This window comes from Leucogemmata humicola (genome assembly GCF_055379415.1).
Genome location: NZ_AP040875.1, coordinates 3,607,038 through 3,619,705, shown reverse-complemented (window position 1 = coordinate 3,619,705; position 12,668 = coordinate 3,607,038). Strand labels below are relative to the sequence as shown.

General features: G+C 62.8%; 12 protein-coding genes. 9 read left to right on the top strand and 3 right to left on the bottom strand.

Features of this window, described 5'->3' with window-relative positions; genetic code table 11:
* Positions 1 to 70: 70 nt before the first annotated feature.
* Both AC6H4Z_RS15320 and AC6H4Z_RS15315 read right to left on the bottom strand, forming a co-directional pair.
* Complete coding sequence (locus AC6H4Z_RS15320) at positions 71 to 2,710, bottom strand: ABC transporter permease (protein ID WP_497542828.1); 2,640 nt, start codon at positions 2,708 to 2,710, stop codon at positions 71 to 73.
* The gene (locus tag AC6H4Z_RS15315; RefSeq protein ID WP_497542827.1) at positions 2,707 to 3,069 is read right to left on the bottom strand and encodes a PadR family transcriptional regulator; all 363 of its coding nucleotides are present in this window, start codon (positions 3,067 to 3,069) and stop codon (positions 2,707 to 2,709) included. The genes AC6H4Z_RS15320 and AC6H4Z_RS15315 overlap by 4 nt, the downstream gene beginning before the upstream one ends.
* Before the next feature lie 95 nt (positions 3,070 to 3,164).
* Between AC6H4Z_RS15315 and AC6H4Z_RS15310 the strand changes: the two genes are divergently transcribed.
* The 9 genes from AC6H4Z_RS15310 (at position 3,165) to glyA (ending at position 11,709) form a co-directional block, all read left to right on the top strand.
* Complete coding sequence (locus AC6H4Z_RS15310; RefSeq protein WP_497542826.1) at positions 3,165 to 3,998, top strand: peptidase associated/transthyretin-like domain-containing protein; 834 nt, start codon at positions 3,165 to 3,167, stop codon at positions 3,996 to 3,998.
* A gap of 105 nt (positions 3,999 to 4,103) precedes the next feature.
* Positions 4,104 to 5,315 carry an acetyl-CoA C-acetyltransferase gene (locus AC6H4Z_RS15305; protein ID WP_497542825.1) on the top strand — a complete coding sequence of 404 codons (1,212 nt, stop codon included), beginning with the start codon at positions 4,104 to 4,106 and terminating at the stop codon, positions 5,313 to 5,315.
* 2 nt (positions 5,316 to 5,317) lie between these two features.
* Positions 5,318 to 5,869: a biotin transporter BioY gene (locus AC6H4Z_RS15300; protein WP_497542824.1), complete on the top strand. Its 552-nt coding sequence runs from the start codon at positions 5,318 to 5,320 to the stop codon at positions 5,867 to 5,869.
* Positions 5,866 to 6,759 (top strand): CPBP family intramembrane glutamic endopeptidase, encoded by an 894-nt coding sequence (locus AC6H4Z_RS15295; protein WP_497542823.1) that lies wholly within the window; start codon positions 5,866 to 5,868, stop codon positions 6,757 to 6,759. The genes AC6H4Z_RS15300 and AC6H4Z_RS15295 overlap by 4 nt, the downstream gene beginning before the upstream one ends.
* Before the next feature lie 51 nt (positions 6,760 to 6,810).
* On the top strand, positions 6,811 to 7,656 hold the full coding sequence (locus tag AC6H4Z_RS15290) for a 3-hydroxybutyryl-CoA dehydrogenase (protein WP_497542822.1): 846 nt from the start codon (positions 6,811 to 6,813) through the stop codon (positions 7,654 to 7,656).
* Between the two features lie 49 nt (positions 7,657 to 7,705).
* Positions 7,706 to 8,869 (top strand): acyl-CoA dehydrogenase family protein, encoded by a 1,164-nt coding sequence (locus AC6H4Z_RS15285; protein ID WP_497542821.1) that lies wholly within the window; start codon positions 7,706 to 7,708, stop codon positions 8,867 to 8,869.
* 58 nt (positions 8,870 to 8,927) lie between these two features.
* Entirely contained in the window at positions 8,928 to 9,998 is a 1,071-nt protein-coding gene (locus AC6H4Z_RS15280) for a Leu/Phe/Val dehydrogenase (RefSeq protein WP_497542820.1), read from the top strand.
* A complete protein-coding gene (gene rpiB, locus AC6H4Z_RS15275; protein ID WP_497542819.1) occupies positions 9,995 to 10,444 on the top strand; it encodes a ribose 5-phosphate isomerase B in 450 nt (149 codons plus the stop codon). Before AC6H4Z_RS15280 ends, rpiB begins: the two co-directional genes overlap by 4 nt.
* Positions 10,441 to 11,709 (top strand): serine hydroxymethyltransferase, encoded by a 1,269-nt coding sequence (glyA, locus tag AC6H4Z_RS15270; RefSeq protein ID WP_497542818.1) that lies wholly within the window; start codon positions 10,441 to 10,443, stop codon positions 11,707 to 11,709. The genes rpiB and glyA overlap by 4 nt, the downstream gene beginning before the upstream one ends.
* Here glyA and AC6H4Z_RS15265 read toward each other — a convergent pair.
* Complete coding sequence (locus tag AC6H4Z_RS15265) at positions 11,700 to 12,647, bottom strand: hypothetical protein (protein WP_497542817.1); 948 nt, start codon at positions 12,645 to 12,647, stop codon at positions 11,700 to 11,702. The genes glyA and AC6H4Z_RS15265 overlap by 10 nt on opposite strands.
* Positions 12,648 to 12,668 lie beyond the last annotated feature (21 nt).

Here is a 12,668-nt window from a genome sequence, read left to right as displayed (position 1 = left end):
GAGCGGACCTTCATTCGAGTGGTGCGAGAGCCAATCGAATGAAGATAGCCGAACCCGTGATGTTCGATCGCTAGTCGGCGCGAATGGCAGTCATCGGATCGACGGCGAGTGCGCGACGAGTCGGGACGATGCACGCCACCACCGCGGCACCGAGCAGCACGACCACGGCTGCGATGAACGACACGAAGTCGGAGCGTGCAACCCCGTACAGCTGACTCTCGATCAACTTTGTTCCCCATGCCGCGGTGGCGATTCCGATGATCGCGCCAACGATCGCGACCACGACTCCACCCACGATCACGGTGCGCGCGATGCGACCACGTGTTGCGCCGAGTGCCACGCGAATTCCGATCTCGCGCGTCTTTTCTGCGACAGCATATGCCATCACGCCGTACAGCCCGATCGCCGCGAGTGCCAACGCGAGTACGGTAAACACGGTGAGCAGCAACATCACGAAGCGCGGTGCGGCGATCGACTGCGCGATTGAATGTTCGACACTCAGCACTTCCGGCGTGAGTTGAGCATCGATCGAGTGAACGAGCGATTGCACTGGTGTGAGTGGATTCGCTGTGCCTTCCGTTCGCAGCAGGATCGCGCTGGCGTTGCTGTCCGCTGCGGCAGTGTACAGGTACGGCGACGACGATTCGCTCATCGGCCCCGATGTGGCTGCATTTTCCGCGACGCCGACGATCGTCAACCAGGGAGCTGAACTCTGCTTCTGGACGACACGGAGTTTGTGCCCAACAGCCGACGCCGTGCCCCAGTGCTTTCTTGCAAAACCGGCGTTGATGATCACCTGATTCGCGCCCGCCGAGGTGTCGGTGAACGTCGTGCCCTGCACGAGTCGAATACCCATCGTCGAGAAGTACCCGCTCCCGATCTGGTTCACGTCGTTGAACGACGTGGCGTCCTTGGTGGACGGTGTCTCGCCCTCGATTTCCAAACGACCGACGCTGAACGACCGCCACGATGGAGGTGTGGATGCGAGGGCGACAGACTTCACGCCGGGCATCGACGCCAATCGCGTCGCGACGGTGCGCAGTAGATCACCCTTGGCCGCGGCGTTTCCGTAGCGCTGCTTTGCTCCGGACAGGTTGAGTGTGTACAGCCCCTTTGCCTGAAAGCCGAGGTCTGCGTTTTGAAGATTGATGACGCTCCGCACGAGCATGGTCGCGCCAACAACGAGTGTTGCCGATAGCGCCATCTCGCTCACGACGAGCAACGTGCGCGTGCGCGACCGTCCACCGGCGACGCGCGTGTTGCCCGACTTGAGCGACTCGTTCGCAGAATGACGGCCCGACTGCACTGCGCCAAGCAGTCCAAACGCGATTCCCGTAACGACAGCGACGATTGCTGCGATGGCGAGCGTCGTGCCGTCGAGATGCGCGCGCTCGAGCGTTGATAGCGACGGTGGGCGAAGTGCGACGAGCGTTTTCAGTCCCAGCCATCCGACAAGCACTCCAATCGCTGTGCCTGTGACGGCGAGCAGCACGCTCTCGGTAAGCAGTTGTCGGAATACACGCCCGCGCCCTGCTCCCAACGCCGCGCGGATCGCGAGCTCGCGACGACGGCTCGAGGAACGCGCCATGAGCAAATGCGCAACATTCGCGCAGGCGATGAGCAGGACCAATCCCACGGCGAACGACAGCATCACCAGCGAGTCGCGATACGGTAGTCGTCGCGACGGTGGCATCGCGACCGCTTGGAAGGGAATGGTGTTCCCGCTGAACCCGGCCGAGCGGGCGAACAGCGAGTCGAGCTCGCGCGCGGCTCCCTCGGCGTTCACGCCCGGGCGCATTCGTCCGATCACCATCATTCCGGCTTTATCGTCGCGAAGATCCAGCGGCAACCACACGTCGCGCACCGGGCTGCCGATCAGCGGCCATTGCAACGACGCCGGCAGCACACCGACGACGGTGTACAGCGAATCATTGAGCGTGATTGCCTTACCAATCACTTTCGCGTCGGCGCCGAAGCGACTGCGCCACAGTCCTTCACCAAGCATTGCGACTCGCCCGCCTACCGCGACGTCGCTCGCGTCGAACATTCGGCCGAGAATTGGTCGCTGTGCGGCGAACGTCGGAAAGGTCGGCTCGATGCGCCCAACATTCAGCGTGGCAGGGTTGCCAGTCGTGCGCATGTCCATCTCCGAGCCCGAGTATCCTTCGAGCGCTTCGAAGCTGCGCGAACCCTGCTTCCACGCTCGAACCACCGGTGCCGACGGCGTGATCGTCACGAAAATACCCGTGTTGTTTCCGATCGTTGGCTGCTGGTACACGAACGCCAGGCGACTGCCGCCAGGGTAGGGAAGCATGTGCAGCATCAAGCTGCTCACGACGCTGAACACCGCCGTGCTTGCGCCCACGCCAAGGGCGAGCGTCAGCATCGTTATCGCGGTCCATCCTTTCTGTCGTCGCAGCGTTCGAAGTGCGAAGGCGAGATCCTGGCGAAGATCGGCGATGTATTCCGCGCGTTGCATTCGTTGTTCCCGGTGGCGCGCAGCGTCGAGCAGCCGCGCTTTGGATTCGGTGAGTGGGCCAAATCGGCGAACGGCTTCATTGAGCGCCTCGTCTGGCGACGCCCCGTTGGCGACGAGCTGCTCGGCGCGGAGTGCGAGGTGGAGCTTGATCTCCTCTTCGACGTCGCGCTCCCACGTGCGCCGTCCGCCGCCAATGATGCGGAACGCGCGGCGAATACCGTCGCGAATCACGGTGTTGCCGTTGCGGGCTGAGGTTCGCCCGCAGTCGTGAGGATGGTGGTCACGGTTCCGGCGTACTGCATCCAGTTCTGCGTTTCCGCAGCGAGGTGCGCGCGGCCGGGTGTGGTGATCGAGTAGTACCGCGCGCGCCGGTTGTTCGCAGTCACGCCCCAGTCGGCCTTGAGCAGTCCACGCTCTTCCAGTCGATACACAGCCTGATAGAGCGCCGAATCCTCGAGATCGAGCGAGCTATTGCCGGCGCGTTCGAGCCACGAGACGATTTCGAAGCCGTGCATCGGCGTCCAGCTGAGGGCGCGGAGCACGAGCAGGTCGAGTGTGCCTTTGAGGAGAGGAAGTCGCGAGGCGCTCATCCGAGATGTTCCATTAAGAGTCTGGATAGAACATCTATTCGGACGCATTGGCTGTCAACGGCCGAGTTGCGAAACCGTCCATTCGATTGTATACAGTGGCTACCTCTCTCCGGAGTCAGCCGTTGCGCGCCCGATTGCTCGGTAGTGCGGCCGTTCTCTGTGGTCTGCTCGCCGTGTTCGCTCGATCGACTGCTGCGCAAACGCCCGACACCGCGCGCGTTCCGACCGGACGCTTCCTCGGACACATCATCAGTTCGATCGACAGCACACCCGTTGGAAGCGCGGACGTCCGACTTCTCTTCGTCGACAGCAGCCGCGCCGTTCGCACACGGCGTGGCGGGGATTCGCTCGAGGTCTTCATCGACAGCACGCGAACCCGATTGGTCGTCAGCGATTCCACCGGCGGCTTCATCGTTCGGCGGCTGCTCGAAGGGAAGTATCTCCTGCAGATCCGCCGCATCGGCTTCGCGCCGCTCGAAGGCGTGGTGTCGGCCGATACCGGCGCCATTGGTGACGTATTCCCGATGGACCCGACGTCGCGACTGCTCTCGAAAGTCGTGATCACCGAAATGTCGGTCGATCGCGTATCGAAGAAACTCAACCGAGTCGGCTACCTCGACCGAGTGCACTCGGGATTGTCCGGTGACTTCATCGATCGCGCAGAGATCATGAAGCTGCATCGCGACAAGCTGGAAGACCTTCTTTCGCGATACGGCATCCATAGCGGCGACGTGATGATGGACCGCATGCCGCTCGACTACGAAGACGTTCGCGACTATCCGGCCGATCTCGTGGTAGGAATCGAGATCTATCGTCGTGGGCGACCGACCGAATTCAACATGACGCGCAGCGGACCCGGCGCGCTTGCCCCGGGCGGCCAAACGAGCGCCGCGCGACCGCTCATCGTGGTCTGGACCTTCATTCCCTGAGATAGCGAAACCGGCTCCCCGGGTCTCCCCGGCGACCTTAGCTTTCGAGGTGCGGCGACAGAGGTTCCCAGGCCGCAGGACATCCGACTCGGAGCTCGAGCCACAATGACGGATACATCGCGGCAGGCCGTGATCGTTTCGGCCGCACGTACGCCAATTGGAAAATTTCTCGGCGCGCTCGCGCCGCTGACCGCGCCGGAGCTTGGCGCCGTCGCCATTCGCGCCGCGGTGCAGCGCGCTGGCATCGATCCGCAAACGATCGAAGAAGTGATCATGGGCAACGTGATTCAGGGCGGCGTTGGCCAGGCGCCGGCGCGTCAGGCCGCGCTGAAGTCGGGCATTCCCGCCACGGTGTCGGCGCTCACGATCAACAAGGTGTGCGGCTCGGGTCTCAAAGCAGTGATGCTCGCCGCGCAGTCCATCAAGGCTGGCGATCGTCAGGTCGTCGTGGCCGGCGGACAGGAGTCGATGTCCAACGCGCCCTATTACAACTATGGAATGCGCGGCGGCGTGAAGCTCGGCGATCAGATGCTCGTCGATGGCATGATCAAGGACGGTCTCTGGTGCGCCTTCTGCGACGTGCACATGGGCGGCCACGCCGAATACACGGCGAAGAAGGCGGGCGTCACGCGACAGGCGCAGGACGAATTCGCGGCGAAGTCCCACGCGAAAGCGATCGCCGCGATGGACGCGGGCAAGTTAAAGGATGAAATCGCGCCGGTGCTCATTGCCGGGCGCAAAGGTCCTACGACCGTCGACACCGACGAAGGTCCGCGTAAAGACACCACGGCCGATACGCTCGGCAAACTCCGCCCTGCGTTCCCGAGCAAGGAAGGGAAGAACGACGATCTCACCGTCACCGCGGGCAATGCGTCGAGCCTCAACGACGGCGCGTCAGCGCTCGTCGTGACGTCGGAGGAATTCGCTCTCGCGCACGGGCTGACCATTCTCGCGCGCATCGACGCGTACGCCACGGGCGCCACCGAGCCGCAGGATCTCTTCTTCGCGCCGATTCAGGCTGTTCAGAATTTGATGAAGAAGAGCGGCACGACCATCGCCGACTACGATCTCATCGAAGCGAATGAAGCGTTCGCGTCGCAGGCGCTCGCCGATGGCGCTGGTCTCGACTGGAATTGGGATCGCGTCAATGTGAACGGCGGCGCAATTGCCCTCGGTCATCCGATCGGCGCGAGTGGCGCCCGCGTGCTCACGACGTTGCTGTATGCGTTGAAGGATCGTGGTGCGCAGCGCGGACTCGCCACGCTGTGCTTGGGCGGCGGTGACGCCGTCGCACTCAGTGTGTCCCGAGTGAACTGACAATGACGACACTCGCTCAATCCGCCTCGCGTTCGTCGCGAATCACCGCAGTCGGTGTGGTTGGCTTTGCCGCAGCGGTTGCTGCGGCATCGCAGATCGCGATTCCGCTGCCGTTCACGCCGGTGCCGGTCACGCTGCAGCCGATGCTCGTGATTCTTGCCGGCATGTGGCTCGGTCCCGCTGCAGGCGCTGCGAGCATGGTGCTGTATCTCGCCGCGGGAGCGGCAGGACTGCCGGTCTTCACGCCAATGGGTGCGCCCGGCATCGCGCGCTTCTTCGGGCCCACGGGCGGCTATCTCTTGGCGTATCCTGCCGCAGCAGTCGTCGCTGGCGCGTTATCGCGACGCGCGACGAGTCTGACCGGTCGTACGCTGGCCGGTGTGGCTGGAATCGCGGTGATCTTCCTCGGCGGTATTGCGCAGCTCTCGGTGCTGTCTGGCAGCGTTAGTCGCGCAGTGCAACTCGGCGTCACGCCCTTTGCCGCGCTGGATCTGATCAAGGCGTGGCTTGCCGCGGTGATCACCACTCCGCGGTCGGTCAAGCGCGACGCTTGAACCTTCAGCCACTCTTCATCTCGGAAGTAGGGGCGATTCGCGCACCGTGGCGAATCGCCCTGTTTTGTCTTGTATGTATCGCGTCGCTGATCGTCTCGGCGGTAATCGTCGGACCGATCATCACGCTGCTCTTCGACCTCATTGGCGTTCGAGGCGTGAGCAACCAGTCGTGGGTCGAGGCAATTGGTTTGCTCGGCGGAACGGCGGTCATGCTTCGAATGATCGACAAGCGTCCGTGGAGCGACGTCTGGCTCGACGGCGCCGCGGCGAAACCGCGATTGCTCGTCCTCGGTTTCCTGATCGGAGCCGCGTGCATTGGCCTGCCAATCCTCGGGCTCATTGCGGGCGGGTGGCTTCGCGAGATGACGAGCGGCGGCGGGTCGTGGTGGGGCGCGATGCTTCGAATCACGCTGGTGCTTCTGCCCGCTGCCTTGCTCGAAGAGCTCATGACTCGCGGCTACATCCTGGCCGTGTTGCGCGATTGGTGGGGTTGGAAATGGGCGATTTTCGCCACGAGCGTGGGCTTCGGATTACTCCACCTGGCGAACAACGGCGCAACGGCTGAGTCGGTTGGGCTGGTGACGCTGGCGGGTGTTTTCCTCGCGACCGTGCTATACGCCACACGCAGTCTCTACGCCGCGTGGATGGCCCATTTCGCATGGAACTGGATGATGGCGGCCGTGTTTCACGCGTCGGTGAGCGGTTACCCGTTCGAGGCTCCCTCGTACCGTTATGTTGATGCGGGGCCCGATTGGGCAACCGGGGGCGACTGGGGACCAGAAGGTGGAATTCCAGCCGCGCTCGGTATGGGTGCCGGCATCGCCCTGCTTTATCGTTCTAAGCGAACGCGACAACCAACGTCGAACGGCGCGCCGTCACAGCAGTCGTAACGCGCGACGAACGACCAACGACGACTACACGACCGACCGGGAGAGAGCGCAATGGCCGAACGAGTGGCCGTGATCGGTGCAGGACAGATGGGCAATGGCATCGCGCACGTATTTGCCCAGAGTGGTTTCGACGTGACGATGATCGACGTGTCGGCCGACGCGTTAGAGCGCGGCAAGGGCACGATCGCCGGCAATCTCGATCGACAGATCAAGAAGGGAACGCTTCAGGCAGCTGACAAGGACGCCATCCTCGGTCGTGTGGGGACAGCGCAATCGCTTGCCGCAGCGAAAGACGCGTCGCTCATCATCGAAGCCGCGACGGAAAATCGCGATCTGAAGTTCAAGATCTTCGCCGAGCTCGATGCGTTGGCGAATCCGAACGCGATTCTCGCCACGAACACGAGTTCCATCTCGATTACCGACATCGCGGCGCGCACGAAACGTCCCGAGCAGGTGATCGGGATGCACTTCATGAATCCCGTGCCGGTCATGCAACTCGTCGAAGTCATTCGCGGCCTGGCCACGTCTGACGCGACGACCGCGCTCGTTCTCGAGCTCAGCAAGTCGGTCGGCAAGACGCCCGTCGAAGTGCAGGACTATCCGGGCTTCGTCGCCAACCGAATTCTCATGCCGATGATCAATGAGGCGATCTACTGTCTCATGGAAGGCGTTGGCACGGCCGAGGCGATCGACACGGTGATGAAGCTCGGGATGAATCACCCGATGGGGCCACTCGCCCTCGCCGATCTCATTGGCCTCGACACCTGCCTGGCGATTCTCGACGTGCTGCACGACGGACTCGGTGACCCGAAGTACCGCGCCTGCCCGTTGCTGCGAAAGTACGTTGCCGCTGGTTGGCTCGGTCGCAAAACGAAGCGCGGCTTCTATGCCTACTAGCCGGCCAGTTCCTCCCGCCGCCTGCCTCTCACTTTCCGCTTCGCGCTAAATGTCCTGGGCGCTCACCCCACTCACCGAAGAGCAGCGCGCAATTCAGACCGTCGCGCGCGAGTTTGCCGCGGCGGAGATTGCGCCGCACTCTGAACGGTGGGATCGCGATGCGTTCTTCGAACCGAGCCTCGTCGGCAAGCTTGGACAGCTCGGCTTCCTCGGCATGATGATCCCCGAGCAGTACGACGGTCTGGGGCTCGAGACGCTCACGTACCTCGTGGCGCTCGAGGAGATTGCCACCGTCGACGCGTCGGTCGCCGTCATGCTGTCGGTGCACAACTCGCTGCCGACGCAGATGCTGCTCAAGTGGGGATCAGAGAAGCAGAAAGAGTGTTTTCTCAAGCCAATGGCGCGCGGCGAACTGCTGGGCGCCTTTGCGCTATCTGAGCCTGAAGCTGGGTCTGACGCCGCGTCGCTCAGCACGCAGGCCGTGCGGGACGGCGACGATTGGATTCTGAACGGCACGAAAGCCTGGGTATCGAGCGGCACGAAGGGCGAAGTGATTCTCGCCATGGCTCGCACAGATTCCCCCGACGATCGTCGCGGCGCCCGCGGCATCAGCGCGTTCATCATCACGCCGGACCTTCCGGGGTTCAGCGTTGGAAAGAAGGAAGACAAGATGGGCCTCCGCGCGTCGCCGACGGTGCAGTTGCACTTCTCCGACATGCGCGTTCCCGGCGACCGCCTGCTCGGTCAGCCAGGCAGCGGATTCATTTACGCAATGCAGTCGCTCGACAATGGCCGGCTTGGTATTGCGGCGCAGTCCGTCGGCATCGCCGAAGCAGCGCTGCGTGCTGCCGCTGCATACGCAGCCGAGCGAAAGCAATTTGGAAGGCCGATCAAAGAATTTCAGGCCATGCAGTTCAAGCTGGCCGACATGGCAACGCGTGTCGCGTCGGCGCGCGCGCTGCTGCACGCCGCCGCGACCGCCAAGGATCGCGGCGAGAAGATCACGCAATTCAGTTCCATGGCCAAGTTGCTCGCCAGCGAAACGGCCATGTGGGTGACGACGCAGGCGATTCAGATATTCGGCGGCTACGGCTACGTGAAGGACTATCCCGTCGAGCGCCTGTTCCGCGACGCGAAGGTGACCGAGATCTACGAGGGCACTTCGGAAATTCAGCGCATCGTCATCGCGCGAGAGCTGTACTCACACACGTAATTCCGCTCGCGCAGTTGCAGTTCCCAAGACCTGAGACCAGAGACCTGAGACCTCTTTAATGAAACTCTTTGACACGATCGCCTCCATGGGGCACGAGCAACTCGTGCTCTGTCAGGATTCGGCGTCTGGATATCGCGGGATCATCGCCGTGCACAGCACGGTTCTCGGCCCCGCCCTCGGCGGTACGCGTTTTTGGAATTACGCTACCGACGAAGAAGCCATCGTCGACGCGCTGCGTCTCGCGCGAGGCATGACATACAAGAATGCCGTCGCTGGTTTGAACCTTGGCGGTGGCAAGTCGGTGATCATCGGCAACAACAAAACGGCCGATCGCGAAATGATCTTCCGCGCGCATGGCCGCTTCGTCGAAAGCCTCGGTGGTCGGTACATCACCGCCGAAGACGTCGGCACGAGCACGGCGGACATGGACTACGTCCACATGGAGACGGACTACGTCAGCGGTCTCGCTGGTCGGTCGGGCGACCCGTCGCCTGTGACCGCGCACGGCGTGTTCCGTGCGATCCAGGCGTCGGCTCGTGAGCGGTGGGGATCGGACGATCTCACGAACAAGACAGTCGGTCTTCAAGGCTGCGGGCACGTCGGCTACTACCTCGCCAAGGAGTTGCACGAGGCGGGCGCGAAGCTGATCGTCAGCGACATCGACGCTGAGCGAGTGAAGCGCGTGTCGAGCGAATTCGGTGCACGCGCCGTCGGCTCGGAAGAGATTTACGGCGTACAGGCGGATATCTTCGCGCCGTGCGCGCTCGGTGCGATCATCAACGATCGTACGATTCCGCAGCTCAAGTGCGAGATCGTTGCTGGTGCGGCGAACAACCAGCTCCTCGAAGAACGTCACGGCGACGAACTCGAGAAGCGCAACATCCTGTACGCGCCAGATTACGTTGCCAACGCCGGTGGCGTGATCAACGTCTACAGCGAACTCGCTGGTTGGACGTCGGCGCGGTCGTTCCGCAAGGCTGACGAGATCTACGACACGATTCGCAAGGTGTTCGAGATCGCCCGGACCGAGAAGATCCCGACCTATCTCGCCGCCGACCGTTTGGCCGAGCAGCGTATTCAGGCGGTTGGCTCGATGGTCCGCACGTGGCCGCAGTGGCCGAACAAATGAGCGAGAGAATTCTGATTGCGTCGGACCATGCAGGGTTCGAGCTGAAAGAAAAGCTCGAGCGTGCGTTGACGAAGCTTGGTTATGTCGTTGAAGATCTGGGCACGAACAGCGAGGAGTCGACGGACTACGCCGACTACGCGCATCCGCTCGCTCGGCGCGTCTCCGATGGAGATGCGCCGCGCGGTGTGTTGCTCTGTGGCACCGGACTCGGCATGAGCTATACGGCCAACCGCTATCCGCGCGTGCGGGCGGCCGTGGCGTGGAGTCCCGAGGTTGCCAAGCTGTCTCGCGAGCACAACGACGCGAACGTACTCGTCCTTCCCGCACGCTTCGTGTCGGAAGAGCAGGGGATGAGTATTCTCAATACGTGGTTGGAAACACCCTTCGAGGGCGGGCGGCATGCCCGTCGCGTCGAGAAGATCGAAACCCAGGATGCCCCGCAATGAGTGATTGGACGAAGCACAGCTTGTGTTCGCCCGGCAATGCGCTGCGCGAAACCGATCCCGATATCGCGTCGCTGATCGAGGAAGAAACGCGACGACAAAAGGACGGACTCGAGCTGATTGCCAGCGAGAACTTCGTCTCTCCGGCTGTACTCGAGGCGATGGGTTCGCCCCTCACCAACAAGTACGCTGAGGGATTGCCGGGCAAGCGCTACTACGGCGGCTGTGAGGTCGTCGACAAGGTCGAGCAGTTGGCGATCGATCGCGCCAAGCAACTATTCGGCGCGGATCACGCCAACGTGCAGCCGCATTCCGGTGCGCAGGCGAACTATGCCGCGATGACGCCCTTTCTCAAACCGGGCGACACGTTCCTCGGGATGGATCTATCGAACGGCGGACATCTCACGCACGGCTCGCCGGTGAACTTCTCCGGCATGTTGTACAAGGCCGTGTCGTACGGCGTGACCGACGAGGGCCTCATCGACTACGATGACGTTCGTCGAAAGGCGCGCGAGCATCGCCCGAAGTTGGTACTTGCTGGCTACAGCGCATACTCACGCGTAGTCGACTTCGCCGCGTTTGCTGAAGTCGCAAAGGAAATCGGCGCGATCTTCATGGTCGACATGGCGCACTTTGCGGGGCTCGTCGCCGGCGGTGTCTATCCGTCGCCGATTCCTCATGCCGATGTCGTGACGACGACGACGCACAAAACGCTGCGTGGTCCACGCGGTGGCTTGATCCTGTGCAAGGCCGAACACGCGAAGGCGATCGACAAGTCGGTGTTCCCTGGCAGTCAGGGTGGGCCGCTCGAGCACATCATCGCTGCCAAGGCAGTGTGCTTCAAGGAGGCACTCGATCCGTCGTTCAAGGCGTACGCTCAGCGCATCATCGACAACGCACGCGCACTCGCGGCGGCACTCGTGTCGCACGGCTTCGAGATCGTCTCAGGTGGAACGGACAATCACCTGATGCTGGTCGACCTCCGCAACCGCGGACTCACTGGCAAGATCGCGCAATCCGCGCTCGACGAGGCGGCTATCACGGTGAACAAGAACACGGTGCCCAAGGAAACGCAGTCGCCATTCGTGACGAGCGGAATTCGCGTCGGCACGCCGGCTGTGACAACGCGTGGAATGGGACCGGCCGAGATGGCGCGTATCGCCGCGTTGATCGATCGGGTGTTGGCCAAGCCCGAAGATCAGAGCGTCCTGTCGAGCGTGCGCGGCGAGGTCGTTGCTCTCGCTCGCGCGTTCCCGCTTTACTCCTGAACCGCGACGGCGACCGGTAGTCGTCGAACCACGGACGCGACGCACTGCTCCGCCAGATCGCGCGTGGTGTAGCAGCAGAGGTCGATGTCGGCTCGCCGCCACTGCCAGTCTTCAGGACTGGTGGCGTGCGGCTGCAGCACGTGCTCGAGCGCCGGCATCGCGTTGCGTGGATCGGCTGGCGCGTGCTGCTCGCCAAGTTGTCCGCTCCACTCGATGACGAGCAGTTGGCCGTCGGCAATCGAATTTGATCGGCCGCGAATCCACGAAAAGCTCAGGCCAACCGGTCCGATCTGAACGGTGTATCGGTCCGGTGTACGGCGCACGTTTGCCGCGAGACCTGCCGGGAGCGTTCCCGGTGTTTCGCACAGACGGAGCACTGCCGCCGAGAGGGAATCGAGCTCGCGGTTGATCAGTGTGAGTGCGCGCTGCGACGTGAGGAACGTGGTGCGGGCCCGTGCGCGCTGTTCATCATCCGCAGCTCGTGCAGCGATGAACGCGTCCGTCATGCGTTTGGGCGTTCCACCGGCTTCGTCGACCGCATCGATGATTGCATCGATCACGGCGCCGCCCGTAGGCGATCCCGATGAATGAACGATCGTGCCCTTGAGCCATGCTGGCGGCGCCGACGGATCGAGCGGAACGATCAGCACGTCTTTGCGCTTCAGCTTCCCGATGCGAGCCTTGACGGCTGCGGCTTCCGGTTCGCTGGAGGGCGTCGTTCCCCATAGTCGCTGATACAGCACGACGAGAACGCGCGAATCCTTCTCGATTGCTTTTTCGATTGCGGCGTCGTCGGTGCGCGGCCCGTCTTTGGCTCTGGGGACCGTGAACACCGGCTTTGACAAGCGCTGCTCGAGCCGCCGTTTGAGTTCGGTCACGGCGAGCGCGTCGAAGTCTGCGGCTGACACTGCAACGTCGTACTTAAAGGCGCGCTTCATCTCACCGTCGGGACCGAAGGA